Origin of the sequence: Streptomyces chattanoogensis (genome assembly GCF_001294335.1) — a bacterium.
In the GTDB taxonomy this organism is placed as follows: domain Bacteria; phylum Actinomycetota; class Actinomycetes; order Streptomycetales; family Streptomycetaceae; genus Streptomyces; species Streptomyces chattanoogensis.
In genome coordinates this window covers 113,871-140,614 of sequence record NZ_LGKG01000135.1, presented here as the reverse complement: position 1 = coordinate 140,614, position 26,744 = coordinate 113,871, and the positions used below count along the sequence as shown (strand labels likewise).

26 protein-coding genes, 1 tRNA gene and 3 pseudogenes are annotated in these 26,744 nt (G+C 69.3%); 11 read left to right on the top strand and 19 right to left on the bottom strand.

Going from position 1 to position 26,744, the window contains the following annotated elements:
* Nucleotides 1-128, top strand: a pseudogene (locus ADL29_RS46615) (MarR family transcriptional regulator); the annotation flags it as partial.
* Between the two features lie 745 nt (nucleotides 129-873).
* Here ADL29_RS46615 and ADL29_RS46610 read toward each other — a convergent pair.
* Nucleotides 874-1,407: pseudogene (locus ADL29_RS46610) on the bottom strand (DUF5994 family protein).
* A 274-nt stretch (nucleotides 1,408-1,681) separates the two neighbouring features.
* Here ADL29_RS46610 and ADL29_RS17115 point away from each other — a divergent pair.
* On the top strand, nucleotides 1,682-2,206 hold the full coding sequence (locus ADL29_RS17115) for a DUF5994 family protein (protein ID WP_053924490.1): 525 nt from the start codon (nucleotides 1,682-1,684) through the stop codon (nucleotides 2,204-2,206).
* Between the two features lie 77 nt (nucleotides 2,207-2,283).
* On the opposite strand, the gene ADL29_RS17110 is transcribed toward ADL29_RS17115, so the two are convergent.
* The 5 genes from ADL29_RS17110 to ADL29_RS17085 all read right to left on the bottom strand — a co-directional run bounded on the left by ADL29_RS17110 (nucleotide 2,284) and on the right by ADL29_RS17085 (nucleotide 6,171).
* Nucleotides 2,284-3,525 carry a PP2C family protein-serine/threonine phosphatase gene (locus ADL29_RS17110; RefSeq protein WP_053924489.1) on the bottom strand — a complete coding sequence of 414 codons (1,242 nt, stop codon included), beginning with the start codon at nucleotides 3,523-3,525 and terminating at the stop codon, nucleotides 2,284-2,286.
* A 577-nt stretch (nucleotides 3,526-4,102) separates the two neighbouring features.
* On the bottom strand, nucleotides 4,103-4,693 hold the full coding sequence (locus ADL29_RS17100; RefSeq protein ID WP_053924487.1) for a DUF5994 family protein: 591 nt from the start codon (nucleotides 4,691-4,693) through the stop codon (nucleotides 4,103-4,105).
* Nucleotides 4,694-4,985: 292 nt separating this feature from the next.
* The gene (locus ADL29_RS17095) at nucleotides 4,986-5,408 is read right to left on the bottom strand and encodes a YjbQ family protein (RefSeq protein ID WP_053924486.1); all 423 of its coding nucleotides are present in this window, start codon (nucleotides 5,406-5,408) and stop codon (nucleotides 4,986-4,988) included.
* A 106-nt stretch (nucleotides 5,409-5,514) separates the two neighbouring features.
* The gene (locus tag ADL29_RS17090) at nucleotides 5,515-5,787 is read right to left on the bottom strand and encodes a hypothetical protein (RefSeq protein WP_053924485.1); all 273 of its coding nucleotides are present in this window, start codon (nucleotides 5,785-5,787) and stop codon (nucleotides 5,515-5,517) included.
* Between the two features lie 111 nt (nucleotides 5,788-5,898).
* Nucleotides 5,899-6,171 (bottom strand): hypothetical protein, encoded by a 273-nt coding sequence (locus ADL29_RS17085; RefSeq protein ID WP_053924484.1) that lies wholly within the window; start codon nucleotides 6,169-6,171, stop codon nucleotides 5,899-5,901.
* Nucleotides 6,172-7,031: 860 nt separating this feature from the next.
* Here ADL29_RS17085 and ADL29_RS17075 point away from each other — a divergent pair.
* Nucleotides 7,032-7,481 (top strand): annotated as a pseudogene (locus ADL29_RS17075) (tyrosine-type recombinase/integrase); the annotation flags it as partial.
* A gap of 22 nt (nucleotides 7,482-7,503) precedes the next feature.
* On the opposite strand, the gene ADL29_RS17070 reads toward ADL29_RS17075, so the two are convergent.
* From ADL29_RS17070 to ADL29_RS17050, 5 genes are all read right to left on the bottom strand, one after another.
* Entirely contained in the window at nucleotides 7,504-7,920 is a 417-nt protein-coding gene (locus tag ADL29_RS17070; RefSeq protein ID WP_053924482.1) for an MmcQ/YjbR family DNA-binding protein, read from the bottom strand.
* A 252-nt stretch (nucleotides 7,921-8,172) separates the two neighbouring features.
* Nucleotides 8,173-8,547: an ester cyclase gene (locus tag ADL29_RS17065; RefSeq protein WP_053924481.1), complete on the bottom strand. Its 375-nt coding sequence runs from the start codon at nucleotides 8,545-8,547 to the stop codon at nucleotides 8,173-8,175.
* A 29-nt stretch (nucleotides 8,548-8,576) separates the two neighbouring features.
* Complete coding sequence (locus ADL29_RS17060; RefSeq protein WP_053924507.1) at nucleotides 8,577-8,984, bottom strand: VOC family protein; 408 nt, start codon at nucleotides 8,982-8,984, stop codon at nucleotides 8,577-8,579.
* A gap of 162 nt (nucleotides 8,985-9,146) precedes the next feature.
* The gene (locus ADL29_RS17055; RefSeq protein ID WP_053924480.1) at nucleotides 9,147-9,545 is read right to left on the bottom strand and encodes a VOC family protein; all 399 of its coding nucleotides are present in this window, start codon (nucleotides 9,543-9,545) and stop codon (nucleotides 9,147-9,149) included.
* Nucleotides 9,546-9,858: 313 nt separating this feature from the next.
* A complete protein-coding gene (locus ADL29_RS17050; protein WP_053924479.1) occupies nucleotides 9,859-10,290 on the bottom strand; it encodes a VOC family protein in 432 nt (143 codons plus the stop codon).
* A 125-nt stretch (nucleotides 10,291-10,415) separates the two neighbouring features.
* On the opposite strand from ADL29_RS17050, the gene ADL29_RS17045 reads away from it, so the two are divergent.
* Nucleotides 10,416-11,432, top strand: a complete 1,017-nt coding sequence (locus tag ADL29_RS17045; RefSeq protein WP_063788481.1) for a helix-turn-helix transcriptional regulator — start codon at nucleotides 10,416-10,418, stop codon at nucleotides 11,430-11,432.
* 27 nt (nucleotides 11,433-11,459) lie between these two features.
* On the opposite strand, the gene ADL29_RS17040 is transcribed toward ADL29_RS17045, so the two are convergent.
* From ADL29_RS17040 to ADL29_RS17030, 3 genes are all read right to left on the bottom strand, one after another.
* Nucleotides 11,460-11,786 (bottom strand): TfoX/Sxy family protein, encoded by a 327-nt coding sequence (locus ADL29_RS17040; protein ID WP_053924506.1) that lies wholly within the window; start codon nucleotides 11,784-11,786, stop codon nucleotides 11,460-11,462.
* A 103-nt stretch (nucleotides 11,787-11,889) separates the two neighbouring features.
* Complete coding sequence (locus tag ADL29_RS45275; RefSeq protein ID WP_425424254.1) at nucleotides 11,890-12,138, bottom strand: helix-turn-helix domain-containing protein; 249 nt, start codon at nucleotides 12,136-12,138, stop codon at nucleotides 11,890-11,892.
* Nucleotides 12,139-12,450: 312 nt separating this feature from the next.
* Nucleotides 12,451-12,524: transfer RNA gene (locus ADL29_RS17030), tRNA-Gly, on the bottom strand.
* A gap of 668 nt (nucleotides 12,525-13,192) precedes the next feature.
* Between ADL29_RS17030 and dcd the strand changes: the two genes are divergently transcribed.
* From dcd to ADL29_RS17015, 3 genes are all read left to right on the top strand, one after another.
* The gene (gene dcd / locus ADL29_RS17025) at nucleotides 13,193-13,768 is read left to right on the top strand and encodes a dCTP deaminase (protein WP_053924505.1); all 576 of its coding nucleotides are present in this window, start codon (nucleotides 13,193-13,195) and stop codon (nucleotides 13,766-13,768) included.
* 59 nt (nucleotides 13,769-13,827) lie between these two features.
* Entirely contained in the window at nucleotides 13,828-14,316 is a 489-nt protein-coding gene (locus ADL29_RS17020; protein ID WP_046927233.1) for a phosphoribosyltransferase, read from the top strand.
* 383 nt (nucleotides 14,317-14,699) lie between these two features.
* Nucleotides 14,700-16,229 (top strand): ricin-type beta-trefoil lectin domain protein, encoded by a 1,530-nt coding sequence (locus ADL29_RS17015; protein ID WP_425424253.1) that lies wholly within the window; start codon nucleotides 14,700-14,702, stop codon nucleotides 16,227-16,229.
* Between the two features lie 97 nt (nucleotides 16,230-16,326).
* On the opposite strand, the gene ADL29_RS17010 is transcribed toward ADL29_RS17015, so the two are convergent.
* The 3 genes from ADL29_RS17010 to ADL29_RS17000 form a co-directional block, all read right to left on the bottom strand.
* Nucleotides 16,327-17,256, bottom strand: a complete 930-nt coding sequence (locus tag ADL29_RS17010) for a Yip1 family protein (RefSeq protein ID WP_053924477.1) — start codon at nucleotides 17,254-17,256, stop codon at nucleotides 16,327-16,329.
* Nucleotides 17,257-17,407: 151 nt separating this feature from the next.
* A complete protein-coding gene (locus ADL29_RS17005; protein ID WP_053924476.1) occupies nucleotides 17,408-17,881 on the bottom strand; it encodes a GNAT family N-acetyltransferase in 474 nt (157 codons plus the stop codon).
* Nucleotides 17,882-17,976: 95 nt separating this feature from the next.
* Complete coding sequence (locus ADL29_RS17000; RefSeq protein ID WP_053924504.1) at nucleotides 17,977-18,708, bottom strand: ribonuclease H family protein; 732 nt, start codon at nucleotides 18,706-18,708, stop codon at nucleotides 17,977-17,979.
* A gap of 128 nt (nucleotides 18,709-18,836) precedes the next feature.
* Here ADL29_RS17000 and ADL29_RS16995 point away from each other — a divergent pair, with 128 nt between their 5' ends.
* Complete coding sequence (locus ADL29_RS16995; protein WP_053924475.1) at nucleotides 18,837-19,424, top strand: GNAT family N-acetyltransferase; 588 nt, start codon at nucleotides 18,837-18,839, stop codon at nucleotides 19,422-19,424.
* A 43-nt stretch (nucleotides 19,425-19,467) separates the two neighbouring features.
* Here ADL29_RS16995 and ADL29_RS16990 read toward each other — a convergent pair whose 3' ends face one another.
* A complete protein-coding gene (locus ADL29_RS16990; RefSeq protein WP_053924474.1) occupies nucleotides 19,468-20,268 on the bottom strand; it encodes a trypsin-like serine peptidase in 801 nt (266 codons plus the stop codon).
* 109 nt (nucleotides 20,269-20,377) lie between these two features.
* Complete coding sequence (locus ADL29_RS16985; RefSeq protein WP_053924473.1) at nucleotides 20,378-22,645, bottom strand: (Fe-S)-binding protein; 2,268 nt, start codon at nucleotides 22,643-22,645, stop codon at nucleotides 20,378-20,380.
* Between the two features lie 350 nt (nucleotides 22,646-22,995).
* Between ADL29_RS16985 and dnaK the strand changes: the two genes are divergently transcribed.
* The 3 genes from dnaK to dnaJ are packed head-to-tail and all read left to right on the top strand — an operon-like array spanning nucleotide 22,996 to nucleotide 26,744.
* Entirely contained in the window at nucleotides 22,996-24,852 is a 1,857-nt protein-coding gene (gene dnaK, locus ADL29_RS16980) for a molecular chaperone DnaK (RefSeq protein WP_053924472.1), read from the top strand.
* Complete coding sequence (gene grpE / locus ADL29_RS16975; RefSeq protein WP_046927240.1) at nucleotides 24,849-25,523, top strand: nucleotide exchange factor GrpE; 675 nt, start codon at nucleotides 24,849-24,851, stop codon at nucleotides 25,521-25,523. The genes dnaK and grpE overlap by 4 nt, the downstream gene beginning before the upstream one ends.
* 48 nt (nucleotides 25,524-25,571) lie before the next feature.
* Entirely contained in the window at nucleotides 25,572-26,744 is a 1,173-nt protein-coding gene (dnaJ, locus tag ADL29_RS16970) for a molecular chaperone DnaJ (protein WP_053924471.1), read from the top strand.

Sequence of the window (26,744 nt, the reverse complement as noted above, 5' to 3'; positions counted from 1 at the left end):
CCGCCCGCTTCCTCGACTTCGTCAGCGAAGGACTCATTCGCGCCGCGGAGCAGGGTCGCGAGGTCCTCTACGCCAGAACCGAAACGACCCCGGACGGCATCGCCACGCCAGGTTCGGATCGCGCATAGACAAGTACCGGACCTGAACGCGGTGTGGGGCAACCGTTGATCAGCTCAGCCGGGGTGTTCGCGCTCCTCGTTGACCGCGCGTCCGCCGAACGGGTGCGCGGTTGCGGACTCCGGGCGTAGCAGTGCGCGGCTACCTGGCACGGGAAAGCCGCTTCACTGCGTCACGAAACATCAGCCCCGCTTGGTGTCTGCGAATGTGCGCGCCCACAGTGGTGACGCGACGCACGCCACGAAAGATGCGTCTCGCGATGCGAGATAAGTCGGCCTAGGCGGGCCGGAGTTCACGTGTCGACGGCCGACCGGGTAGGGCGTTCGGTCGAGTTGGGGCACGCAGAGGGCGCGCCGCCCGGTGGGAGGTCCAGATAACAAACAAGGCCCAGGTCGCCGACCTGGGCCTTCACTCTGGAGCGGGTGACGGGAATCGAACCCGCGCTCTGAGCTTGGGAATCAATGGTGCGCGTGGCTGTGATTGATGTGCTGACCTGCGTGAACGTTGCCAAGGCGGGTGCTGGGGGGTGCGGCGGCGCACCGGTGTTGACCGTGTTTTACCGCCCTTAAGGGCACGCGGAGGGCACGGCCACGGCAGCGAGCGTGAGAGCACGGGCGCTTCACGGACCTGGCCTGGTGCTGGCGGGGCAGCTGCCGGTTGGGGGCATGGCTGTTTTGCGAACGCGACGGACACGGCGAAACGATCTTCGTAAGGCGTGCCGCCTCCTCGCCGCGGCGCGGTTTTCGGTGTGCGCGTTTAGCGTGGGCTTATGGCGTATGACGAGCGGCGCGCCGACGTCGCCGCGGCCGGTGGTGTAGGTGAAGGTGACGATCTCGTGGTCGCGTCAGGCGGCGGCCAGGGCAGCGAGCGTGGAGGGGTCGGCCGGCTGTCGGCTCGGGCGGCTCCGCCGTCCGGATCCGCGCAGGGCGTCGCTGTAGGGGAAGCCGCGATCCGCTCGTCGTGCTGCGCGTTGAGCAGATAGATCAGGAACATCAGCTTGTTCGGGTCCTGCTCGGCGAACCAGCCCACGTGCACCGTGTGGCCGGGCACCGGCACCTTTCGCGGCACCACAGGTCAGTGGGTCGGGTTCACCGTGGCATGAGTGATCCGGCCCCAGCGCGCGTCCAGCGCGTCGGTCAGAGCGGGAAGCTCGCGGAAGAGATCGCGAGAACGGGGCCACCAGGCACCGTCCAGGAGACCCGGAGGCGATTCTGCCGAAGTGAAGGAGAGTCGGGCCGGTGACGCAGGTACGTGCTCGCTGGTGATCGTACGGTCGATGGTCGCGGTCATGGCGCGGGCCTGCCCCCGGGGCTCGTCTTCGACGTCCCGGTGTTGTTGCTCGCCGAGAACGACACCGGCGTGGCAGCCGGTGTGCGAGGTACTTCCGGTCTCGTCACACTGCTCCGGCCGGCGACCGTGAAGGTGCGCGTGACCAGGAACTTTGCTGGCGGATGTGGGTCCGGCTCCGTCGCCGCCGCGCCCGCGCCCCGGCGCGCGGAGTACGGTGAAGTAACGAGGTCACCTCGCCGGGCGGATGCACCGCCCGGAAGGCGGACGAACGCACATGGCCGACTCCGACACTCCCCGCGTCCCGCAGCTGCTGCCGGACGCGGTGCACCAGGCCGTCAGACCCGGGACGGCCCTCTTGAGGTTGGTGACCACGCAAACCCGCGAGCAGGTTCTCGACGGCGCGTGGTGGCCGCGTTCTCGCGACATCGGCGCCGAGCTGCCCGGTCTGATCGCCGCGCTGACCGTACATCTGGGCCCCGTCCTGCGCGTCGGTCTGGACGCCGATGCCTGGGAAGAACTGCCGACCCGTCTGGTGATCGACGACCGGGTCGTGCACATCGACTCCTTCCCGGTCGGTGACGACACCGTCCTCATCACCCGAGGCGACCAGGACCACTTCTCCCTGCTGGTGGTCCCGCCGCACGCGACACCTGAAGCAGCCCGCGCCGCGATGGCCAGGGCCGTCGAGGCCGGCAACGTCATCCAGGCCGAGCAGATCCTCATCGATACCGGCACCCGTCACGCACACCTGGTTCCCCCGGAAGAGCCTCGGACGGGCCACGAACGTGGAGAGCGGTGAGGAAGCCGCCGAGTCTGGCTTCGACGCTCCTTTGACGACAAGGGGGATACAGGTTGCCCGAAGGTGCGGCTGACGGCTCACTCCAGGACGGCGAGGTAATCGGCGGCGCCCCCGCGCCACTCGATCAGGAAGAGGGTTGCGTCGTCGCTGGTGCTCCCGCCCCGCTCCTGTTTCAGGGTGTGGGAGAGCGAGCGCACCACCGCCCGCACTCCCTTCTCTGTGTGCTCGATGCGGTTGACCCAGTGGATGAGTTGTTCCTCGCCGAACTGCTCTTCGCCGGCTTCGTGCTCCTCGATCAGGCCGTCGGTGAAACACAGCACCCGGTCGCCGCGTTGCAGCATCTGCTCGCTGATCTGGGGCTCTTCACCACCGAAGCCAACGGGCAAGGTGGTCGGGCTCTCCAGCTGCCGGACCACCTGGCCGTCGCGGATCAGCAGCGGTGCGGGGTGGCCCGCGTTGACCCACTGCAGGTGGCCCGTTGTGACGTTGAGGCGCATCATCTGCGCGGTGACGAAGTGGTCGGGCCCGAATTGCTCGGCGATGGCCCGGTCCATGAATGCGTAGATCTCGGACAGGCCGACTGCGGCGCGTCTGGCGTGCCGGTAGGCGCCGATGGCGACGGTCGCCATGGTGGCGGCATCCAGGCCGTGGCCCATCGCATCGACCATGGCCACGTGCAGGATGTCCTCGTTGAGGGCGTAGTCGAAGCTGTCGCCGGCGACGTCGTAGGCGGGCTCCAGGATTCCCGCCACCGCGACCTGCGGGACGGACATCGCCAGCGGCGGGAGCAGGGACCACTGGATCTCCGCGGCCAAGCTCATCGGTTCGCGGCGCCGGGCGAGGAAGAACTGGTCGGTGTAGCTGTGCTTGGTGACCAGCAGGTCGGCGACGAGGCCGGCGAGTCTGCGCAGCAAACGCCGGTCATCGTCATCGACGGTGTCCAGGGTGAGGGCCAGCACGCCCACCTGGTCGCTGCCGTCCAGCAACGGCAGATACATCCGGACGCCGTCGTCCTGCGGTACCTCGACAGGGGCCCCGTACAGGAAGGCCGAGCCCGCGTGCGAGTCACTGATCAGCTCGGGCCGGCCGACGGCCAGCCGCCTGCCCGGCAGCGGCACCAGCAGCAGCTGCGCGTAGTCCTGGAGGAGGATCGAGACGTGACGGCCGCCGACCCTCGCCACCTCTTCCGCGATCAGTGGGGCGATCAACTGCGGCGGCATCTCGTGCGCCCGATCCAGCAGAACGCCCAGCAGTCGCTCGCCGAACCCTTCGGAGCGGTCCACTGCGCCCGTGTCCTCCTGCCGCTCACCTGCCGCCATACCCGTGCCCTTTCACCAGCAGCCTCATCGCGACTTCACCCGCCGGGCCGGCCGTCTCCAGCGGGCCCGTCATCGGGCGGCCCGGCGTTCGACTTCGGTGGCTTGGCTCCGGTAGCACGGTGCGCGGGTCCGGGTGAGGGGAAGGTGAGCCGGTCCGTGAATGACTGAGCGCAGGCGGGAGGCGATGAGGCCCTGCCCGCACTCCGCGGTCGGCGTGTTCGAGTCCGCTGCGGCCCTTCGGCTCCTCCCGCTCGGTGAGGTTCTGGAGCACACATTCACGCCCTGCTCGGCGGCAGCGGGCCGCGCAAGGGCCCACTGGCAGACCCCCCTCATGCGACTGTGCACACGGGCTCCTGAAACCACCGTGATCGACTCGCACAGCGTGACCCGGCCAACCGGGCCAAAGGGCTCATTGAGCCAGTGGCGGCGTGTCAGGCTCCTTCAGGGCACCTGGCTGAACGGCGTGCGGTGAAAAGGTCCGGACAAGAGACAGGCCCCAGGCTGTTGGTTGGCCTGGGGCCTTCCTCCGGAGCGGGCTGCGGGATCGACGTCGCGCTCTCGATGACTGACACGATGCTCAGATGCCTTTCGCCGCACCTGGTACCTGAGTAATGACTTCTCGGGCGGGGGAACGTGAGGTCGGCAGGCGTGCGCCATGGCCGCCTTCGGAGTCCCAGACCGAAACCAGGGACAGCTCCATCTCCTCCGCGATCCGGCGTTGCTCCGCCTCGTCCATCAGGGCGCTCGCGGTGCGGGTGCCCCGCGGATCGGCGGCCTCGGTCATGAGCCGGGCGGCCGTGGCGGGGCTGGTCTCCGGAGGGATGACCAGCAGGTCCCAGCGGCCGACGGTGTAGGAGAACAGCAGCAGTTTGTGGGGATCTTGCTCGGCCTTGAACCAGCCGACACCCACCACATGCCCGTCCACGGGCACCTTCCGTGGGATGACCGGCCAGAAGGTGGGGTTCACCGTGACATGGGTGATCCGCCCCCACAGCGGGTCGAGGACGGCCGTCAGTGCGGGCAGTTCCGCCGTGAGGTCACGGGAGCGGGGCCACCATGCACCGTCGAGCAGAGCCGGAGCGGTGCCGGCCGGCGCCAGCATGAGCCGCAGGGGCAGCGAAGCGGTCCGGTCTTCGACCGCCGGCGTATACGGAATGGTCGTGGTCATGACGCGGGCCTTGCCCCGGGCCGACCGTGACCGGCCCGGTGTCGTGAATCGCCGAAAACGACACGAGCGTGGAGGCTGGTGTACGGAATGCCCTCGGTGGTTCCAGCTTACTCCCGGTAAGGCCCGCTGGGCCGATGCGGAGCGACGGGGTGAACGGCACAGGAGACCTTGGAGCAGCCGGCCAGAGAATTGCGAAGAGGCAGCGCCTCCTGTGCGGACAGCCGGACACTCTCGTGCGACATCGGCTGCCAACGGGGGCTGTCAGCCGCAGGACCGTGCCTGAGGCGTCCGGTCAGCCGAGAAAGGACAGCCGGACTTGGCGTTCGGGGCTGTCCCGTTCGGTGGTCACCAGTACGACGGACTGCGAGGTGCCCAGCTCCAGCTCGCCATCGACCACGGGCAACGTGGCGTGTGGTGGTACCAGAGCCGGGAGCACGTGGCCGCTGCCGTGGCCTGGACTGCCGTGGCGGTCCCGCCAGCGGTCGTCCGCGGGAAGAATGCCGCGGAGGGCTGCCAACAGGTCATCGTCACTGCCCGCGCCGGTCTCGATGACGGCCAGGCCGGACGTCGCGTGGGGGGTGAAGACGTTCAGCAGTCCGTTTCGCCCATGAGCGGCCTCCCGGAGGAACGCGGAGCATGCGTTCGTCAGGTCGTGCATGGTCTCAGTGGCGCCGGTTGCCATGTTGATGGTGCGGGTGGTGAAGGTGCCAGCCATGGTTCACCGGTACCCATCGCGGAGGAACGGCACTGACGGCCGGATGGGTTGTTCCTCCGGGCCTCCGCCGGCAGTCGAGGGGTTCGGGCGCCCCCTGAGCATTGCGTCAACCGTGCTTTTCTTCCTCAGCCTCCATGCGCCGAATGCCCTGGTGCGTCAGCGTGACCATGGCCGGCGTATTGCCCGCGGCCCAGTCGACCGTGATCAGGTCCTCGCCCACCAGATACGTGCAGGCGGCAGCCAGATCCTCTTCCGGGATCGCGAGATCTTGCGCCAGCTTGGCCCCGGTGACGCCCAGAAGGCGGTTGCCCTCAGTGGCCTCGTACAGAGCCTGCATGATCTTCTCGCGGTACGCCTTCCGCTCGGTTAGTGATGCCATGACTGCTTACCTCTGGGGAGAACTGCGTCGCGCCCATCGCGGTGGAGGGGCGCCGGGACGCCTGATCGAGGGGCCGACTCTGTCGCAGACGCGTATCTGAGGCCCGGTTTCTCAGACCTCGTCCGCGTGGGGGCGGTCACGCGCGGCTGACTTGCTGGTCGCCGGCCATGGCGGGGCCGTCGCGTTGGGCTCGGGGGTCTGCGTGGTGTCCACCGTGATGTGGAGCCGGGTCCCGCCATCATGGCCGGCGGGGTAGCTGCGCTGTTCGGTGGCGGGGAAGCAGTGCCGGAGGACTTCTGCGACCCGGCGGGCGGCCTCGGGGGATGCGGCGACGATACGGACCTCGGCCATCCCTGCCGAAAGAATCGGTTCTACAGGTCTCATGCTGGCCTCTCTGTCAGGCATATGAGGTGCCACGGGGCGAATGCAGACGGGCGGAGAGACGAGCTGGCCGGGCCCACCGCCGGCCTTCCGACTCCGGCAAGGACGGGAGCGCTCGAAATATCCCGATGTGTTCACCGTACTCCGGCCCGACGGTCCACCGACCCCGCGAGACCAGGCGTTCGTGGAGGCGGGCCGTGCGCCGCTTGGGCACCACCCCTTGCCGACGCTGACCAAGACCGCCGCGTTGGACCGCGCGCCGATGGCACGGACGACCATGCCGCGGGCCGTGAGCGCGCCTCATGGTGTCCGGCCGCGCGGCTTCGTGGACTTCCAGTGCCAGGTGCTGAGGAACGGACGCAGCCGGTCGTTGGCGAGGCCGGCGACGAGCTGGGGGAGGCGGGTAATCGGGGGCGGCCACCTCGACCGCTGTTGACCCTGGTGTACCGCTCTGAAGGGCTGAGATGGGGCTGGGGCTGGCCCCCGAGGGGGTGGGAATGGAGGTGACTCGCACGGGCTTGCTTCGGGTGCGGAGAGGTGCAGTGGATCGGCACCAACGATGAGGTGTGCACGCGAGAATGCGGCGGGCTACTCACCCGATGTCACGGATCTGCGGCGGGTACTCGCGACCAGGCCGCAGGGCTGAGAATCTGTGCGTAAGAGCCGACGAATGGCGCCCGTGACCAGCACGTCTTCCTGAGCGTACGGTCGTCAGGGGCCGGCGGGCTGCGCCCGAACGGCGGGCGATGGCTCGGGCGGCCCGTCGGGGGCGGAGAACGAGCCGTTGACGGGTGACTCGCTGCGGGGGCATGGCGATCTCTGCCCAGACGCATTTGCCGCAGGTGGTGTGCTCGGCCCCGTGGAAGGTGATTGGTGATCCGAAGTCGCGGGCGGGCAAGCGCGCGTTGTACCTACCGGACTTCATCGTGCCCGAGCTGCGCCGCCACCTTCAGTGGTTCGCTGAGAAGGAGCCGGACGGCCTCCTCATCGTCGGCGAGCGAGGGGCAGCTCTGCGACGGTCCTCCTTCGGGCGCAAGTGGCGCAAGGCGCGCATCGCGATGGGACTGCCTGACAACTTCCGCTTCTACGACCTTCGCCACACCGGCAACACCCTGGCGGCCGACTCCGGCGCGAAGCTCAAGGACCTCATGGTCCGCGCGGGCCAGTCCAGCCCGAAGGCTCAGCTGATCTACCAGCACTCCAAGAAGAAGCACCAGCGCAAGCTCGCGAAGAGCATCGACGCTGAGGTGCGCCAGCAACGCCGGGAGGCAGCCGAGCAGCTCCAGGCGGAGAAGCGGAAGCACTCCTCCTGAGGCACCGACCCCTCTCCCCTGCTCAGGGTCCGTCCGCCCAGCTCTGTGCGGGAGGCTGGGCCTGATCGCGGTGGAGCCTGCGGAGCCGGTCGCGGGCGGTGCGGGGCAGGCCGTCCACTACGCATTGCCAGGAGTGGGTGATCATTTCGGCGAGTTCCTGGTCGGGGACCGTGCCGTCCAGGTGCACGGTGATCCAGTGCCAGTGGGGGCCCTGGTACCCGTACCCGGGGCGTACCGCGGGGTACTGGTCGTACAGGTGCAGGGCGAGGGTGGATTCGCACTTGACGCTCAGCCGGTCGGGCTGGGAGGTGTTGGCTGCCGCCAGGGTGGCGAAGATCTTGCCGCCGACTTTGTAGACGGGCCGGTGCGGGCCCCATGGCTCTTCCTCGCTGACCTCGGGGAGGCCCAGGGCGTATGCCGCGACATCGTCGGGATTCATTCGGTGCTGTCTTTCATGCGGGGGTGATGACGGGGCAGGCCCGCCCGCCGGGACACGGCCGGGCGCTTCCGCGGGCGAAGCCCCTGGACGGGGCGCCGGACTGCGCCGGTCCCTCGCCGGACCAGCTTCGAGCCAGGGGAGTCCTGAAGGCGCCTGGTCATGGCCGGTTCCCCGGCCAGCGGCCGCGGTGATGAACGGCCGGGGTTACGGGCCGCTGGGCCCCGAAACGGTGTCTGTGCCTTCAGGGGGAGGTCACTGTCCGCCGAGGTAGTCGGTCTGCGAGGCGATCCGGTCCCCGCGCAGTTGCAGGACCGAGCAGAAGCTGACGGTGACAGGCTCTCCCGCCGGAGGCAGGCCCGGGTGTACGCCGGAGCTGGTTCCCGCGAAGCCGAATTCGACGGCGATGGCATCTCCGTCGGCGATGATCCGCTTGATGGTGAACTTCCGGTCGGGAACGGCACCGGCGTACTCCTGCAGGTGGCGCACGAAGGCGTCCCGGCCGGTGAAGGCGAGCCCGAAGGGCCGGCACTCGTAGGTGGTGTCGTCGGTGTACAGGTCCCCGAACCGGTCGAAGTCCTGGTCGTTATAGGCGGTGGCCCACTCGTTGACGAGCTTGTCGCTGTTCATGGTGATGGTCTCTGTGTCCGGAGCCCAGGTCAGGCGTATTTGCCGAGGTCGCTGGCCTGGAGGGCGGCCTGGTCGTTGACGCCGATGACGTAGCCGTCCGGGTCGCGGAAGTAGAACATGCGCTGGCCGGTGTGGTCGGTGTCGGTGTCCTTGATGATCTCGGCGTGCCGGGAGATGCGGTCGTGGGCGCCGTCGAAGTCGTCCACGGCGAGGTAGAACATGCCGGCGAAGCCGATGGGGGTGTCTGCCAGGACGGGCAGCCAGTCCTTCAGATCGGCGTTGCTGTAGAGCATGGCGCAGAATCCGCCCTGGTAGAGCAGCATATGGATGTCGTCGCCGGGGCTGGCGGTGCTGGAATCGACGTCGAAGCCGAGCTGTTTGTAGAACGCGATGCTGGCCGCGGTGTCCTTGACACTCAGGCAGGGAGCAAATGGCATGGGTCCTCCGTGGTCGGGTGCGGCCTTCACCAGGGTGCGGGCGCAGGGGGCCGGCATGAGCCGCCGGGCACCCCGTGGTCTCTTTCTCTGCCGGTCCGCGGGGCTGTGCACGCCGGGGGCCGCCGTCTTGGTGAGAGCAGCCGCTGTGAGCGGCTGGGGCTGTCAGCGGGTACTGCTGATGCAGAAGGGCTGGCCGGAGGGGTCGAGCAGGACAGTCCAGTGGTCCCCGCCCGGCTGATGGGCGGGCTTGGTGGCGCCCAGTTCCAGGAGCCGCTTCTCCGCCGCGTCGACGTCGTCGAACCTGATGTCCATGTGGAAGGCGAGTTCGTCCTGGGGCCAGGTCGGGGCCTTGAACGTCGTGGCGGACCAGAAGACGTACATCATGTCGCCGACCCACACCGGGAAGGCCGCCGGGTTGCCGTCCTCGTCCCGGTACGGCTCGCAGACCTGCGCGCCGAGGGCGGCGGCGTAGAACTCCGCGAGCTCGCCTCCGTCCTCGGCCCAGATCGCGTGCGACAGCACCCTGCCGGTCGGGGCGCTACCGGTATGGGTGTCGGCCATGAGTCTTCTCCTCTGTGGGTTCGGCTGGGCGGTTTCCGCCCTCTGGAGCCGACCGTAAGGAGCATGTAGGGCGAAGAATGTCCTATATGGCTCAGGTGGGACTGAGCGATGTGGACCGGCGAGGCTGACCGCGCTGTTCTGGTCCAACGTCAACCCGTACATCACCACCGGCAAGAACAAGGAGCACACCCCTTTCACCCGCGGCCGTGATGTGCCCGCTCGGCGACCGTCGTCATCCGGGGGCGGCATCCTGAGCGTGACGCTCGGTGCTCGTCACCGTGGCTTCGGGTGGAAGGGGTCACTGCCCGGGGGATCAGGAGCTGCTGTCTGCCGGCATGCCCTGGGGCTGCAGGAGTTCGTGGCAGGTCCCGGAGTCGTCGCGGAAGAGCGCGGAGGTGCCCCAGGGCAGCTGCTGCGGTTCCTGGACGATGGTCACCCCTCGCGCCGACAGTTCCTTGACAGCTGCGTGGCAGTCCTCGACGGTGAACGTGCAGCCGAAGAGCGCCCCCTTGGCGAGGAGCGCCTTCAGCTGCTCGGCGGACTCCGCATCCTGCAGCGGTGCTCCCGGAACCATCAGGCTGAGCTGCAGCTCTGGCTGGTTCTTGGGGCCCACGGTGAGCCAGCGCGGGGCCTCGCCGGCCGGCACGTCCGTGCGCGCCTCCAGGCCGAGCTTCTCGGTGAAGAACGCCTTGGCCGAGTCCTGGTCCAGCACCCAGACCACGACCGTGTTCACTGCAGTGATCATGACTTCTCCCGTTGTGTGAGGTGCATCCGAACGCCCACGAGCGGCTCCTTGACCGCTTGGACGTCTTCGACGGTAGGTCCCTTTTAGGACAGCTCGCGTCACCCTTTTCTGGCAGTCTCACAGCCATGACCCAGGACCTGCCCGCTCGCATGCTGCGCCTGCTGTCCCTGCTGCAGACCCGCCGCGCCTGGACCGGCGGCGAACTCGCCGACCGCCTCTGCGTCACCCTGCGCACCATCCGCCGCGACATCGACCGCCTGCGCGAGCTCGGCTACCCCGTCGAGAGCACCACCGGCCGCACCGGCGGCTACCGCCTGGCCGCCGGGGCCGACCTGCCGCCGCTGCTACTCGACGACGACGAAGCCGTCGCCATCGCCACCGCCCTGCGCACCGCCACCAGCGGCGTGAGCGGCATCGCCGAGAGCGCGGTGCGCGCCCTGGCCAAACTGGAACAGGTGCTGCCCGCCCGGCTGCGCCACCAGGTCGCCGCGATCCACACCGCCACCGTCCCCGTCCCCTGGGACAGAGGCCCCGGGGCCGACCCCTCCGCGCTGGCCGTCCTGGCCGCGGCCTGCCGCGACCACGAGATCGTCACCTTCACCTACGCGTCCAGGAGCAGCGGCACGGCACCGCGACGCGTCGAGCCGCACAGTCTGGTCGTCGCGGGCCACCACTGGTACCTGATCGCCTACGACACCGGCCACACCGACTGGCGCACCTTCCGCGTCGACCGGCTCACCGAACCCGCCCCCACCGGCCGCCGCGTCGCACCCCGCGACCTGCCCGCCGCCGACCCCGTCGCCTTCCTCGCCGCACGCGTCGCCGCCGCCCCCGCCCGCTACACCCTGAGCGTCACCGTCCCCGCCGACGCCGCCACCGTCCTCGACCGCACCCAGGTCCTGCCCGAGCGCGTACGGAGCGTCGGCGCGCACACCAGCACCATCGACCTGGCCGCCGACGCCCCCCGCCGCATCGCTCTCCAGCTCTTCGACCTCGCCCCCGGCCCCGGCAGCACCTTTCGAGGAAGCCCCGAACTCGCCCCGCACCTGGAGGAGTTCGCGCAGATCCTGCAGAACGCGGCCCGCGCGCTCACCACCAGCGAGCCGGACGAGCCCCACACCCCCACCACGAAGGACCGCTGAGGGGCCACCCCTCGTCAGCCGCGCGGGTCACTTGGGCGGCAGCTCGGCCGTCGCGTCCAAGGCCACCTGCAGCCACTCGTCCAGCGCGTCGTCGTCCAGGGCCTCCCCGGCCACGTACACCCAGCCCTTCGACACCCGCCCCTTGACCTCAAACGGCCGCGCTCCGGGCCGGGCGAGCGCATCGGTCATGTCCTCCTGCGCCACCCGCAGGAACAGGTCGTCGCCCTCCACGCCGCCCAGCGTGTTGCCCTGCAGCAGGAACGTGAGCGCACCGAACATCTTCTTCTCGGCCACCGCGCCATCCGTCTCCAGCCGCTCCCGGACCCGCTCCGCCAACGCCTCGTCGTATGCCATGAACCGAACCTAACGGCACCCCCGGGCCCGCGCTCGCTCAGGACCGAGCCCCAGCCCCGCCGATACTGACGCGGCATCTGTCCTTCAAGAAACCATGGCGAGTTCAAGCGGTCAGCGCATCACCGCTGTTCAGGAGGCCAGCGCAGACCTCTGCCGGAGTGCGATAGCCATGGGTCTTGCATGGACGATGGTTGAGCTCGTGGGCGATGGCGTCCAAGTCGTCCAGTCGGACGGTGGTACGGGTGCCCGTCCACAGGCCCGACATCTTCTCGGCGCTGATCTCCAGCCCGGCCTCCGCCAGCAGACGGCGCAACTCGGCGGACTTCCAGATCCCGCATTCTGCAGCCTTCATCAGCAGATTCCAGCGCACAGCGTCACCGTGGGAGCGAGTTCGCCCTCCGGAGCGTGGGCGGGCGCCAGACGAGTGCGCCTGCCACGGGCTCGTTTCGCAGCCGCAATCTCGCGACAACTCAGGTATAGGTGACCCAAGTCACAGAAAATGCGTCTCACCATTCGAGAACCCTGGCCCCAAGGGGTGTGATTTGGCGCGGTAGTTCGCGAAATCGACACCTCTGCCAGCAGATAGGGCTGGTGGAGGGCTGGCCGACCTGAAAATGGTCTAGACAACGAACAAGCCCCAGGCCGCTGACCTGGGGCTTCTGCATGGAGCGGGTGACGGGAATCGAACCCGCGCTCTGAGCTTGGGAAGCTCATGTTCTACCATTAAACTACACCCGCGTAATCCCGCCTCTGCTGCAGAGCGGAACATCGTCGCACACTCTACCCCATCACCGCCCGCCGGTGCATTTGGCATTTCCGGGCGCGGCAAAGGCGGGCGGGGCGGCCGGGGGGTCGGCCGGGCGGGTGATCGCGTGGGTCCCTGGGAGTGGTGCGGGGCACGGTTGCCCGGGCGGGATGCGGCTGCGGGGGGCGGGAGTTGGGGCGTACGGTGGGGGCTCGGAGTGCCGCGTGTGATGGCGCCCAGTTCATCCCCTAATGTGGCTTTTGTTGTCCACGCAGTTGGGAGAGGGACTTGATGGAGCGCACCGTCGTACGTTGTGCCGAGGGGCACGTGTTCAGCACCGCTTCGTTCCCCATGCAGACCACCGGCCGGCTCGGTCCCGGACGGTTGCTGCGTTGCCCGCGCTGCGCTCGGCTGCGGCAGTCGGTGCCCGTGGAGTACGCCAAGAGGTAGCGGACGGGGCACGTGCCGCGGGAGCAGCACGGCAGAGAAGCGGAAACAGAAGCAGGAACAGGGGAGAAAGCGGTAGTAGGGGAGTAGGGAAGAAGCAGCGGCAGGAGAAGGAGTACGGGCCCGGTCCCTTCGGGGGCCGGGCCCTCGTCGTGCGGTGGGAGTGGCTCCGGCGCGTGCGGCGGGCGCGGCGCGGGCGCGTATCCTCGTCTGCGTGCTTCTCTCAGACAAGGACATCCGGGCCGAGATCGATGCTGGTCGGGTGCGCATCGACCCCTATGACGAGTCGATGGTGCAGCCGTCCAGCATCGACGTGCGCCTCGACCGCTTCTTCCGGGTGTTCGAGAACCACCGCTACCCGCACATCGACCCCGCCGTCGAGCAGCCCGATCTGACCCGGGAGGTCATTCCGGAGGGGGACGAGGCGTTCATCCTGCACCCCGGTGAGTTCGTGCTGGCCTCGACGTACGAGGTCATCAGCCTGCCGGACGATCTCGCCTCGCGGCTCGAGGGGAAGTCCAGCCTCGGGCGGCTGGGGCTGCTGACGCACTCGACCGCCGGGTTCATCGACCCCGGCTTCAGCGGGCATGTGACGCTCGAGCTGAGCAATGTCGCCACGCTGCCGATCAAGCTGTGGCCGGGTATGAAGATCGGGCAGCTGTGCATGTTCCGGCTGACCTCGCCGACCGAGCACCCGTACGGCAGCGAGCGGTACGGCTCCCGCTACCAGGGGCAGCGCGGTCCGACGCCGTCCCGGTCGTTCAAGAACTTCCACCGCACGCAGGTCTGAGCGGCGGCGGACGCGAGACAGGCAGACGGCAGAGGGTCTGGGAGATTTACGTGAGTGGCGTGCGGGAGAACCTGACCTACGAGCGGTTCGGCGGGGCGATCCGCGAGCTGGCGCAGACGATCGCGGACGACGGGTACGAGCCCGACATCGTGCTGTCGATCGCGCGGGGCGGTGTGTTTGTCGCGGGTGGTCTGGCATACGCGCTGGACTGCAAGAACATTCACCTGGTGAATGTGGAGTTCTACACCGGGGTGGGGACCACTCTGGAGATGCCGGTGATGCTCGCGCCGGTGCCGAACGCGATCGACTTCTCGGACAAGAAGGTGCTGATCGCGGATGATGTGGCGGATACCGGCAAGACGCTGAAGCTGGTCCATGACTTCTGCCTGGGCACCGTGGCCGAGGTCCGCAGCGCGGTGATCTATGAGAAGTCGCACTCGCTGGTGAAGTGCGAGTACGTGTGGAAGCGCACGGACGACTGGATCAATTTCCCGTGGAGCGTCGAGCCGCCGGTCGTGCGCCGGGACAATCAGGTGCTCGACGCCTGAGCGAGACGACGCCGCGCTCTTTCCGCCGCCGCGCTCTTTCCGTCGCCGCACTCCATCCCTCGGCACTTCTTCCCTCGACGCGCCTTCCCCGTCACCCCTTTTCCGCGTCGCGCTTTTCCGGTTCCTGCGCCGCGCACCTTTCTTCACTCCGTACCTCCCTGTTTTGTCAGGGAGTTGACAAACGGGCGCTCGTTCGGCGTTGCCCCTTGCGCCGCTTTCGGCCAATTCCGTTCCGGGTGTTCCACCGGTGACTACCTCCGAGTAAACCGGCGGTAACAGCAGACCGGAGGGGAGGCCCAATGGCGCGTGCGGGAAGGACGGGACGGGCGGGACCGGCGAGATCGGCGAGAACGGCGGATTTACGGCGGCGGCGGTTGCGGGGCGTGATCGCGGCCGTTGCCCTGGTGGTGGGCGCGACGATCGGGGCCGGCACGGCCAGTGCCGACGCGGCGGCCCGGCCCGGGGCCGCGGGGCGGACCGCGAAGCCGTTGCCGCCCGAGCTGGAGAAGATCCGGGCCGAGGAGGCCGTCAAGCTGTACGGCGACCCGGCGGAGCGGCCGGCCGGGGAGCGCAAGACCTCGTTGATCTCGCTGGGTGACAGTGAGATTTCCGGGGAAGGTGTCGGGACGTACGAGCCGGGGACCGACGGGCCGGACAACTGGTGTCACCGGTCGCCGGATTCCGCAATTCACCGGACGGGCATTGCGGCGGATGTGACGTACAACGTCGCGTGCTCGGGAGCGTACAGCGGGAACATCCGGATCGGCGGGAGCAGGCAGTATCCGGATGAGCTGGTGCAGAGCGATGCGCTGGCGGTCAAGGCGCGGAATACGCGGCTGAAGATGGTGCTGCTGGTCGCCGGGGCCAATGACGATCTGCAGTTCGGGCCGGTGATGACGGACTGCGTCGAGCGCTGGTTCCTGCTGCAGGGAGCCTGCGAGCCGAAATACCAGCCGGGCTGGCAGGCACGGGTCGACGGGCTGGTGCCGAAGGTCGAGCAGACGGTGAACGATCTGCGGACCGTGATGCGGGACGCGGGTTATGCGGACGGCGACTACCGGCTCGTGGTGATGTCGTATCCGAGTCCGATCGGGCCGGATGTGGAGGACAATCCGCAATTCCCCGGGAAGCTGCCGGGCGGGTGCACGGGCTATACCTCGGATGCGGGATGGGGACGGAATACCGCCGTGCCCGGCTTCGAGCGCGGGATCAGGAAGGCCGCGCAGGACACGGGGGCGCTCTATCTCGATGCCTCGCGGCTTTTCCACGGCCATGAGGTGTGCATGGAGGACACCTGGGCCCGCGGACTGTACGTCAACATCTCCAACCCCTTCCCGCCGGACGCGAATTCGGTGCGGCAGTCGTTCCATCCGAATGTGCGCGGGCACGGGGCGTTCGCGTCCTGTCTGACGCAGCTGTACGCGGCGTCGGGGGCGACGCCGGGGCTGCGGGAGGCGTCCTGCACCGACCCGGGGAGCAGCGGGCGGCCGAAGCTCTACGCGGGGGCCTGGGACGACGCGTACCAGCCGCTGAAGAACGCCGGTACCGGGAGCTGTGTGGATGCGGCCGGTGCGTCGAGCCGTAACGGCACCGCCGTGGTCGGCTGGGACTGCAACGGACAGCGGAATCAGAGCTGGTGGTACGACCCGGACACCGGGCAGCGGTCGGTGCATGTGGGGCTGACGCAGGACCGGTGCCTGGATGTGCCCGGCGGGCGGTACGAGGCGGGGGCCGCTCTGGTGCTGTGGAACTGCTCGGGGGCGGCCAACCAGCAGTTCGTACGGGACGGCAGCGGGAACGGCGGGACCGTCCGGCCCGCCGCGGCCACCTCGCTGTGTCTGACGCTGGGCGGGGCGAAGGAGCCGCTCAGGCTGCAGGCGTGTGACGGGTCGGCCGGGCAGCGGTTCGCCTGACGGTCCGGAAGCGCCCGCCACCACAGGTACGCGAAGGGCCCCGCTACATCTCCCGTAGCGGGGCCCTTCGGTGTACGTACGGCCGGAAGAGGGCGGGTTACAGCGTGCCGAGCTTCAGCAGGCCCAGCAGCGCGACCAGCTGGATGCCGGAGGCGCCGAGCGCCTTGGGCCACGGCAGGTCGTGCGACTTGCTGACCATGGAGGTGAGCAGGAAACCGGTGGCGAGCCAGGTCAGCCAGCCCAGGACCTGGACGACGGGGCTGTCACCGCCGAGGAACATGGCGAACAGCAGCCGGGGCGCGTCCGGAATCGTCATGATCAGCATGCTCAGGCCGATGGTCGGCGCCCAGGCGCCGTCGCCGCCGAGCTGGCGGGCCAGGGTGTGGGTGACCGCGCCCAGGATCAGGCTGCCGATGATGAACATCACGGCGGTGATCCCCACCCAGGGGATGCTCTGGCCGAGCGTGGCGTTCAGCACATCCTCGCGGGCCTTGTCGAAGCCGAAGACCGCGAGCAGGCCGTAGAGGAAGGTGACGGTCAGCGCCGGGCCCCAGACCGTGTGGTCCCGCATCTGCCAGAAGGTGGCCGCCGGGCGCAGCACGAGGCCGGACAGCAGCTGCTTCCAGTGCAGCCGGGGGCCGGCCGGCGGAGCGGTGGCCTGGCCGGCGTGGTAGGTGCCGCCGTCGGCGTACTGGCCGTCGGGGCCCTGGCCGTTGTCGTACTGGTCGGCGTACGGGGCGTACGCGTCCGGGGCCTCGCCGATGCTGAACTGGCGGGTGCTGCCGGGGTTGTTGTCCTGGGAGTACGGGGCGTAGGCCCCCGGCTGGGGCGCGTAGCCGCCGTCGTCACCGAAGTACTCGGGCTCGCCGTGCTGCCCCTGGGGGCCGCCGTGCTGCGGCTGCTGCCACTGCCCGTGCGGAGGCGGGGGCTGCTGCCCGTACGGTCCTTGCTGTCCGTACGGAGCCTGCTGCCCCTGGTGAGCCTGCTGTCCGTCCTGCGCGGTACGGGGATCCCGTCCGCGACCCATCCTGAATCCAGCCACGCCTTCGAAAGTACCTGGTCCGTGGGGATTCGGTGGCCGACCGCGGAGAGTGGGCGGGGGTTTGCTGCCGACCTGTGACATCCCCTAGGGGGACGCGGCGAAATCCCCTAGGGGACGTCCCGGAGAACCCTCAGGGTCAGCCGCGGGGGCCGGGTGCCCAGCGGAGGGTCAGATCCGGCAGGTTCTCCATGTTGTCGCTGCCGTCGCCGGTGGCGATGACCGTGAAGCCGTGATGGGTGTAGAAGGCGCGGGCGTCGGTGTTGAGCCGGAACACGTGCAGGGTCAGGCCGGCGGGGCGCAGGCGCTGCGCCTCGGCGAGGAGGCGGGTGCCGATACCGCGGCGGCGGGCCTCGGGGAGGAGGTAGAGGTGGTCGAGGAGATCGCCCTGTACGGCCGCGTAGCCCAGGATTTCCGGGCCGCGGACGGCCACCAGGGTGTGGCACCGCGGCAGCACGATCTCGCGGATCCAGCGGGTGACCTCCTCGTGGGTGTGCTGCTGCGGCGGGAGGTAGGGCATGGTGACGCGCCGGGACACCGCGTGGACGGTGGCGATGGCGGGGGCGTCGGTGGGGCGGGCGCGGCGGATGCGGAGCGGCGGGGCGTCGTCCATGGGGGCATGGTCGGGGCGGGGCGGTGCGGCCGGCAACCGAATTGAGCGGGCCCCCGGCTCGTCGGTGAGACGGCAACGGCCCGGCCCCTTCGCCGCTAGCTGCCGTCCCCGCCGCCCCGGCACGCCGGATGTCCCCAGCCGTCGGCGTTCTTGGCGATGGGCTCGCCCGCCCCGTAGGAGCGGCCGCAGCGGCAGCGGCCGGGGAACTTGGCGTTGAGGGTGCGTCCGGAGCCTCCCGAGGCGCGTCGCCGGTCCGGGGACGAAGCGGCCTTCGCGGGCGCTCCGTTGGTGCGGCGGCGGGTGCTGCCGGGCCGGGGGGTGTCGGGTGAGGGCGGTGGCGGCGGGGAGTCCAGTGCGCTGCCGGCGGGTTCCTGGAGGGTGGCGGCCCGGCTCGCGGCGCGGTCGGCGAAGTCGTTGAGCGGGTCGCCGTCCACCTGGTGCGCGGGCACGTACCGGAATTCCACGGAGCGCCCCGTGAGCAGCGCGTCGATGCGCATGACGAGTTCCTGGTTGGCGACCGGCTTGCCCGCTGCCGTCTTCCACCCCTTGCGCTTCCAGCCCGGCAGCCAGGTGGTGACCGCCTTCATCGCGTACTGGGAGTCCATCCGGATCTCCGCCGGGACGGCCGGGTCGATGGCCGTCAACAGGCGCTCCAGCGCGGTGAGTTCCGCAACGTTGTTGGTGGCGGTCCCCAGGGGGCCGGCCTCCCACCGGGCGGCGCCGCCCGCCCCGTCACCGACGACCCAGGCCCAGCCCGCGGGGCCGGGGTTTCCCTTCGAGGCGCCGTCACATGCGGCGATCACGCGTTCAGCCATGCGGGCGATGATGTCAGGCGGTCGTCGCGTGGGCGAAACCGTCCCGGCGAGCTGTCCGCGGCCCGCACCGTGGGCCGGAACACACCGGCGGGTGGCCGATCTTGTGGCGTCCCTGCGCGCCTCATGGCGATGATGCCGCCATGACCTCAGACATAGTGCCGGCCATACCCGCCGGGACCCTTTGCGCCGCTGCACAGCCCTCGTTGACGTCGCGCGACGGCGAACTGCTGTTGCGGCCCTGGGCCGGTGACGATGCCGCCGTACTGCTGGCCGCCTACCAGGACCCCGCGATGCAGCGGTGGTTCGTGCGGCGCCTGCAGACGCACGAGGACGCTCTGATGTGGATCGCGACTTGGGAGCGCGAGTGGCAGCGGGAGAGTTCGGCCCACTGGGCGATCGCCCGCGCGGACGACGGCGCGGTGGTGGGGCGGGTGGCCCTGCGGCGGATGGAGCTGCTGCACGGGCTCGCCGAGTGCGCGTACTGGGTGCTGCCGCATGCCCGCGGGAAGGGCATCGCCCCGCGGAGCCTCGTCACGCTGGCGGACTGGGCGTTCGACGAGGCCGGGTTCCACCGGCTCGAACTCATGCACTCGGACCGCAACGAGGCGTCCTGCCGGGTGGCCGCCAAGGCCGGCTTCGCGGGGGAGGGGATACGGCGCAGTGCGCTGCGGCATGCGGACGGGTGGCATGACATGCACCAGCATGCGCGGGTGCAGGGGGATGCCTGAGGCGCGGGCAGCACGCGCGGCCGGACCGTGAACCGCCGCCTCGTCAGCCCCGCGCCGCCCGCTCGTACAGTGCGCGGGCCCGGCGGTCGAAGAGCACCGCGACCGACTCGCGGTCCGTGTCGCCGCCGCTGAGTACGCCCATGAGCCGTCCGGGCCGGGCCGCGTCCCGGTGGTCGGCGAGCCAGGGACCGCCGCTGGTGCCGGGCCAGAAGCCGGGGCACTCGATGCGGACCATGTACGGCTCGTCGGGGTCGCGGCGGGTGCGGGTGGTACAGGAGACGGGGCGGTTGCGGGGGTTGTGGTCCTCGTTGGGGTAGCCGACGACGGTGACGCGGCGGTGCGGGGAGGACGACCAGTCGGGGGCGGCGGCGCCGACGACGTCCTGGAGGCGGCGGCCCTTCTTGTCGGGGGCGACGGTCAGGAAGGCGTAGTCGCCCCGGTCGTCGTTCTCTTTCGTCCACAGGGTGTGGACATGGATGCCGGTGACCTTCCACGTGCCGTACGGATAGTGGCCGGGGGCGGCTCCGGAGAACTGCGGGGCGAAGCGCAGATCGCCCTTGAACGGCCCGGCCTCGTACCCGTCCTTCTCGTCCTCCTTGTGGAAGTAGACGCAGTGGGCGGCGGTGGCGATCAGATTGCGCCGCGGGCTGTCGACCACGCTCGCCGTGCACCAGTGGTCGTTGTCGCTGGTGAGGACGCCGACGAAGGGGAGGCCGCGGGGCTCGGGCGGGGGCGTGCGGGCGGCGCACCCGGAGAGGGCCGCGGCCAGGAGGGGGACGAGGACGACCAGGAGGGCACGGGACGCGCGGCGGGCGGGGCGCGGGGATATGTGGTGCTTGATCATGACATGTGGCTAGAGGGCCTGGGGGCGTGACGGGTTCCGTGTCCCGCAACGCCGACGGCCGGTCCCGCGGGGAGCGGGACCGGCCGTCGGACCGTAGGCGCAGGGGCCGCTACTTCGCGGGCTCCGGCTCCGGCTCATCGGCCGTCGCGGTCTCACCCTCCGGATCCACCGGCGTCTTGACGGAGTCCAGCAGGAGCTGGGCCACGTCGACGACCTGGATGGACTCCTTAGCCTTGCCGTCGTTCTTCTTGCCGTTGACGGAGTCGGTCAGCATGACGAGGCAGAACGGGCAGGCCGTCGAGACGATGTCGGGGTTGAGGGACAGGGCCTCGTCGACGCGCTCGTTGTTGATGCGCTTGCCGATCCGCTCCTCCATCCACATCCGGGCACCGCCGGCGCCGCAGCAGAAGCCGCGCTCCTTGTGGCGGTGCATCTCCTCGTTCCGCAGGCCCGGCACCTTGGCGATGATCTCGCGCGGGGGCGTGTAGACCTTGTTGTGGCGGCCGAGGTAGCAGGGGTCGTGGTAGGTGATCAGGCCTTCCACCGGGGTGACGGGGATGAGCTTGCCCTCGTCGATCAGGTGCTGCAGCAGCTGGGTGTGGTGGATGACCTCGTACTCGCCGCCGAGCTGCGGGTACTCGTTCGCGATGGTGTTGAAGCAGTGCGGGCAGGTCGCGACGATCTTCTTCGACGACTTCGGCTTCTTGGTCGACTCGTCCTCGTCGTCCTCGCCGAAGGCCGCGTTCAGCGTCGCGACGTTCTCCGCGCCGAGCTGCTGGAAGAGGAACTCGTTGCCCAGGCGGCGCGGCGAGTCACCGGTGCACTTCTCGTCGCCGCCCATGATCGCGAACTTGACGCCCGCGATGTGCAGCAGCTCCGCGAAGGCCTTGGTCGTCTTCTTGGCGCGGTCCTCCAGGGCGCCGGCGCAGCCGACCCAGTAGAGGTAGTCGACCTCGGTGAGGTCCTCGACGTCCTTGCCGACGACCGGGACCTCGAAGTCGACCTCCTTGGTCCAGGCGAGGCGCTGCTTCTTGGCCAGGCCCCAGGGGTTGCCCTTCTTCTCCAGGTTCTTGAGCATCGTGCCCGCCTCGCTGGGGAAGCTGGACTCGATCATGACCTGGTAGCGGCGCATGTCGACGATGTGGTCGATGTGCTCGATGTCGACCGGGCACTGCTCGACGCAGGCGCCGCAGGTGGTGCAGGACCACAGGACGTCGGGGTCGATGACGCCGTTCTCCTCGAGCGTCCCGATCAGGGGGCGCTCGGCCTCGGCGAGAGCCGACGCGGGAACGTCCTTCAGCTGCTCCGCGGAGGCCGTCTCGTTGCCCTCGGCGTCCTTGCCGCCGCCCGCGAGCAGGTACGGCGCCTTGGCATGCGCGTGGTCGCGCAGCGACATGATCAGCAGCTTGGGGGAGAGCGGCTTGCCGGTGTTCCAGGCGGGGCACTGCGACTGGCAGCGGCCGCACTCGGTGCAGGTGGAGAAGTCGAGCAGGCCCTTCCAGGAGAAGTGCTCGATCTGGGAGACGCCGAACTGGTCGTCCTCGCCCGGGTCCTCGAAGTCGATCGGCTTGCCGCCGGACGTCATCGGCTGGAGGGCGCCCAGCGCCACATCGCCGTCCGCCTCCCGCTTGAACCAGATGTTGGGGAAGCCCAGGAAGCGGTGCCAGGCGACACCCATGTCGGTCTTGAGGGAGACCGTGATCATCCAGATGAAGGACGTCGCGATCTTGACCCCGGCGAAGAGGTAGGTGAGGTTCTGCAGCGTGCCGACGCTCAGCCCCTTGAACGCCGCGACCAGCGGGTACGAGGCGAAGTACGCGGCCTCGTAGTGGTCGACGCCGTGCTGGGCGCCCTCCAGGGCGTGCAGCGTCACGATGCAGATGCCGACGATGAGGATGACGGCCTCGACGAAGTACGCCTGGCCGGTGTTGGAGCCCGCGAAGCGGGACTTGCGGCCCGCCCTGCCCGGCCGGCTCAGCTGCCGGATGACGATCAGGGTGACGATGCCCACCGTCGTCATCGTGCCCATGCCCTCGACCCACAGCTCCCACGGCAGCCAGTCGCCGATGAACGGGATCAGCCAGTCGGCCTTGAAGAGCTGGCCGATGGCGTTGACGATCGTCAGCAGCAGCGAGAAGAAGCCCACCGCCACGAACCAGTGCGCCACGCCCACGATGCCCCAGCGGTTCATCCGGGTGTGGCCGAGGAACTCCTTGACCACGGTGACGGTGCGCTGCGCGGGGTCGTTCGTCCGGGTGCCGGCGGGCACGGACTGGCCGAGCCGCATGAAGCGGTAGATCTGCAGGACGGCACGGCCGAACAGCGCGACTGCGACCGCGATTAGGACCAGCGACACGATGATCGCGGCGAGTTGCATGGGTGGCTCCTCGGGCCTGCGAGAGCGGGAATCTTGAGCGGATGAGCGGGAACGGTTACGGAACTACTAAGCGGTAACTTTTCAGGTCTGCGGCTGAGGTTACCCAGGATCGGGGGCCCCATGAAGCCGCGCGGCCGGTGATCTGTGTCGCGCAGGCAACCCTCAGGCCGTTCGGATCGTCGTTCGGGGCCCCGGGCAACCGTCTCCATTCTCCTCGCGTCCTTACAAACGCCCTGGTGAGGATAAGGGCTGTATAAAAGTTGAGCGGGCTCGACTCAGCTCTGTTGACAGGTTTTTCTCGGTGTTGCACTCTTGAGTCTGTTCCACTCAAGTCAGCTGGAGGAAATGTCATGGCACGTGCGGTCGGCATCGACCTGGGCACGACGAACTCCGTCGTCAGTGTTCTTGAAGGCGGTGAGCCCACCGTCATCACCAACGCCGAGGGCGCCAGGACCACGCCGTCCGTCGTCGCCTTCGCCAAGAACGGCGAGGTGCTGGTCGGCGAGGTGGCCAAGCGCCAGGCGGTCACCAACGTCGACAGGACCATCCGGTCGGTCAAGCGCCACATGGGTACCGACTGGAAGATCGACATCGACGGCAAGGGCTTCAACCCGCAGCAGATGAGCGCCTTCATCCTGCAGAAGCTCAAGCGCGACGCCGAGTCGTACCTGGGTGAGAAGGTCACGGACGCGGTCATCACCGTTCCTGCCTACTTCAACGACTCCGAGCGGCAGGCCACCAAGGAGGCCGGCGAGATCGCGGGCCTGAACGTCCTGCGTATCGTCAACGAGCCGACCGCGGCCGCCCTGGCCTACGGCCTCGAGAAGGAAGACCAGACCATTCTGGTCTTCGACCTCGGCGGCGGCACCTTCGACGTCTCGCTGCTGGAGATCGGCGACGGCGTCGTCGAGGTGAAGGCCACCAACGGTGACAACCACCTCGGTGGTGACGACTGGGACCAGCGCATCGTCGAGTACCTGGTCAAGCAGTTCGCCAACGGCCACGGCGTCGACCTGTCCAAGGACAAGATGGCCCTCCAGCGCCTCCGCGAGGCCGCTGAGAAGGCGAAGATCGAGCTGTCCTCGTCCACCGAGACCTCGATCAACCTGCCCTACATCACCGCCTCCGCCGAGGGCCCGCTGCACCTGGACGAGAAGCTCACCCGGGCGCAGTTCCAGCAGCTCACCGCGGACCTCCTGGAGCGCTGCAAGACCCCGTTCCACAACGTCATCAAGGACGCGGGTATCAACCTGTCCGAGATCGACCACGTGGTCCTGGTCGGCGGTTCGACCCGTATGCCGGCCGTCGCCGAGCTCGTCAAGGAGCTGACCGGCGGCAAGGAGGCCAACAAGGGCGTCAACCCGGACGAGGTCGTGGCCATGGGCGCCACCCTCCAGGCCGGTGTCCTCAAGGGCGACGTCAAGGACGTCCTCCTGCTGGACGTCACGCCGCTGTCCCTCGGTATCGAGACCAAGGGCGGCATCATGACCAAGCTCATCGAGCGGAACACGACGATCCCGACCAAGCGGTCCGAGATCTTCACCACCGCCGAGGACAACCAGCCCTCCGTGCAGATCCAGGTCTACCAGGGCGAGCGCGAGATCGCGGCGTACAACAAGAAGCTCGGGATGTTCGAGCTGACCGGTCTGCCGCCGGCCCCGCGTGGCGTCCCGCAGATCGAGGTGTCCTTCGACATCGACGCCAACGGCATCATGCACGTGACCGCCAAGGACCTGGGCACGGGCAAGGAGCAGAAGATGACCGTCACCGGCGGCTCCTCGCTGCCGAAGGACGAGGTCGACCGGATGCGCCAGGAGGCCGAGCAGTACGCGGACGAGGACCACAAGCGCCGCGAGGCCGCCGAGGCCCGCAACCAGGGCGAGCAGCTGGTCTACCAGACCGAGAAGTTCCTCAAGGACAACGAGGACAAGGTCCCCGGTGAGGTCAAGACCGAGGTCGAGACCGCCGTCGCCGAGCTGAAGGAGAAGCTCAAGGGCGAGGACACCGCCGAGATCCGTACCGCTACGGAGAAGGTCGCGGCCGTCAGCCAGAAGCTGGGCCAGGCCATGTACGCCGACGCCCAGGCCGCGCAGGCCGCCGCCGGTGCCGAGGGCGCTGCCGCCGGTGACCAGGCCAAGGCCGAGGACGACGTCGTGGACGCCGAGATCGTCGACGACGAGAAGCCCAAGAAGGACGGTGCCGCGTGACGGAGGAGACCCCGGGCTTCGACGAGAAGCCTGACGTCCCCTCTGACGCCGCTCCCGACGATGCGGCGCAGGAGGCCGAGTCCGCCGAGAAGGCGGGCTCGGCCCCGGCCGGGGACGACAGTGACAACAGCAAGAACGTGGCCCTGACGGCGCAGCTGGACCAGGCCCGTATGGCGCTCAACGAGCGCACCGCGGACCTCCAGCGGCTCCAGGCGGAGTATCAGAACTACCGCCGTCGGGTGGAGCGGGACCGGGTCACGGTCAAGGAGATCGCCGCGGCGAGCGTCCTGTCCGAGCTCCTTCCCACCCTCGACGACATCGGCCGCGCCCGTGAACACGGCGAACTGGTCGGCGGCTTCAAGTCGGTGGCCGAGTCGCTGGAGGGCGTGGTCGCCAAGCTGGGTCTGCAGCAGTTCGGCAAGGAGGGCGAGCCCTTCGACCCGACGATCCACGAGGCGCTGATGCATTCGTACGCACCGGATGTCACAGAGACCACGTGCGTGGCGATCCTGCAGCCCGGGTATCGCATCGGTGAGCGAACGATCCGCCCCGCGCGGGTCGCCGTCGCCGAGCCGCAGCCGGGCGCGCAGAGCGCCAAGTCCGGATCCGAGGACGATGCCAAGGGTGCCAAGGCTTCGGACGAGGAGAGCGGTGGCCCGGACGAGGGCTGACGTGAGGACGCAGCAGCAGACAACCGCGCGGAAGGAGGGACGTCGGGGATGAGCACCAAGGACTTCGTCGAGAAGGACTACTACAAGGTCCTCGGCGTCCCGAAGGACGCCACCGAAGCGGAGATCAAGAAGGCGTACCGGAAGCTCGCCCGCGAGAACCACCCGGACGCCAACAAGGGCGACGACAAGGCCGAGGAGCGCTTCAAGGCGATCTCGGAGGCCAATGACGTCCTGGGCGACCCCAAGCGCCGCAAGGAGTACGACGAGGCGCGCGCGCTGTTCGGCAACGGCGGGTTCCGGCCCGGTCCCGGTGCCGGCGGCGGCAGTTTCAACTTCGACCTGGGCGACCTCTTCGGAGGCTCCCAGGGCGGCCAGGGCGGCGGCGGCTTCGGCGGCGGCCTCGGCGATGTCTTCGGTGGCCTGTTCAACCGGGGCGCCGCGGGCACCCGTACGCAGCCGAGGCGGGGCCAGGACATCGAGTCCGAGGTGACGCTCAGCTTCACCGAGGCGGTCGACGGGGCCACGGTCCCGCTGCGGATGTCCAGCAAGGAGCCGTGCAAGGCGTGTTCGGGCACCGGTGACAAAAACGGTACGCCTCGGGTCTGTCCGACCTGTGTGGGCACCGGGCAGGTCAGCCGGGGCGCGGGCGGCGGCTTCTCGCTCACCGACCCGTGCGCCGACTGCAAGGGCCGGGGCCTGATCGCCCAGGACCCCTGCGACGTCTGCAAGGGCAGCGGCCGCGCGACGAGCGCCCGCACCATGCAGGTCCGTATCCCCGCGGGCGTCTCGGACGGGCAGCGCATCCGGCTGCGCGGCAAGGGCGGTCCGGGCGAGCAGGGCGGCCCGGCGGGCGATCTGTACGTCGTCGTGCACGTCGAACCCCACCCGGTCTTCGGCCGCAAGGGCGACAACCTCACCGTCACGGTGCCGGTCACCTTCCCGGAGGCCGCGCTGGGCGGCGAGGTGAAGGTGCCGACGCTGGGCGGCCCGCCGGTCACGCTCAAGCTCCCGGCCGGCACCCCCAACGGACGCACCATGCGGGCCCGGGGCAAGGGCGCAGCCCGTAAGGACGGCACCCGCGGTGATCTGCTGGTCACCATCGAGGTGCAGGTCCCCAGGGATCTGAGCGACAAGGCGAAGGAATCGCTGGAGAACTACCGAGAGGCGACCGCGGGATCCGACCCGCGGGCGGAGCTGTTCCAGGCCGCGAAGGGAGCTTGA

Excerpts from the sequence above, each read along its gene's own strand:
- ADL29_RS17040 (WP_053924506.1), bottom strand. The coding sequence starts at position 11,786 with ATGGCATACGACGAGGCGTTGGCGGAGCGGGTCCGGGAGCGGCTGGAG.
- ADL29_RS17065 (WP_053924481.1), bottom strand. The coding sequence starts at position 8,547 with ATGAACAGCGACAAGCTCGTCAACGAGTGGGCCACCGCCTATAACGAC.
- ADL29_RS16990 (WP_053924474.1), bottom strand. The coding sequence starts at position 20,268 with ATGATCAAGCACCACATATCCCCGCGCCCCGCCCGCCGCGCGTCCCGT.
- ADL29_RS17085 (WP_053924484.1), bottom strand. The coding sequence starts at position 6,171 with ATGAGACCTGTAGAACCGATTCTTTCGGCAGGGATGGCCGAGGTCCGT.
- ADL29_RS17095 (WP_053924486.1), bottom strand. The coding sequence starts at position 5,408 with ATGGCTGGCACCTTCACCACCCGCACCATCAACATGGCAACCGGCGCC.
- ADL29_RS17010 (WP_053924477.1), bottom strand. The coding sequence starts at position 17,256 with ATGGGTCGCGGACGGGATCCCCGTACCGCGCAGGACGGACAGCAGGCT.
- ADL29_RS17050 (WP_053924479.1), bottom strand. The coding sequence starts at position 10,290 with ATGATCACTGCAGTGAACACGGTCGTGGTCTGGGTGCTGGACCAGGAC.
- ADL29_RS17060 (WP_053924507.1), bottom strand. The coding sequence starts at position 8,984 with ATGCCATTTGCTCCCTGCCTGAGTGTCAAGGACACCGCGGCCAGCATC.
- ADL29_RS16985 (WP_053924473.1), bottom strand. The coding sequence starts at position 22,645 with ATGCAACTCGCCGCGATCATCGTGTCGCTGGTCCTAATCGCGGTCGCA.
- dnaJ (WP_053924471.1), top strand. The coding sequence starts at position 25,572 with ATGAGCACCAAGGACTTCGTCGAGAAGGACTACTACAAGGTCCTCGGC.
- dnaK (WP_053924472.1), top strand. The coding sequence starts at position 22,996 with ATGGCACGTGCGGTCGGCATCGACCTGGGCACGACGAACTCCGTCGTC.
- ADL29_RS17005 (WP_053924476.1), bottom strand. The coding sequence starts at position 17,881 with ATGGACGACGCCCCGCCGCTCCGCATCCGCCGCGCCCGCCCCACCGAC.
- ADL29_RS17090 (WP_053924485.1), bottom strand. The coding sequence starts at position 5,787 with ATGGCATCACTAACCGAGCGGAAGGCGTACCGCGAGAAGATCATGCAG.
- ADL29_RS17100 (WP_053924487.1), bottom strand. The coding sequence starts at position 4,693 with ATGACCACGACCATTCCGTATACGCCGGCGGTCGAAGACCGGACCGCT.
- ADL29_RS17055 (WP_053924480.1), bottom strand. The coding sequence starts at position 9,545 with ATGGCCGACACCCATACCGGTAGCGCCCCGACCGGCAGGGTGCTGTCG.
- ADL29_RS17070 (WP_053924482.1), bottom strand. The coding sequence starts at position 7,920 with ATGAATCCCGACGATGTCGCGGCATACGCCCTGGGCCTCCCCGAGGTC.
- ADL29_RS17115 (WP_053924490.1), top strand. The coding sequence starts at position 1,682 with ATGGCCGACTCCGACACTCCCCGCGTCCCGCAGCTGCTGCCGGACGCG.
- ADL29_RS17110 (WP_053924489.1), bottom strand. The coding sequence starts at position 3,525 with ATGGCGGCAGGTGAGCGGCAGGAGGACACGGGCGCAGTGGACCGCTCC.
- ADL29_RS16995 (WP_053924475.1), top strand. The coding sequence starts at position 18,837 with ATGACCTCAGACATAGTGCCGGCCATACCCGCCGGGACCCTTTGCGCC.
- ADL29_RS45275 (WP_425424254.1), bottom strand. The coding sequence starts at position 12,138 with ATGAAGGCTGCAGAATGCGGGATCTGGAAGTCCGCCGAGTTGCGCCGT.
- ADL29_RS17045 (WP_063788481.1), top strand. The coding sequence starts at position 10,416 with ATGACCCAGGACCTGCCCGCTCGCATGCTGCGCCTGCTGTCCCTGCTG.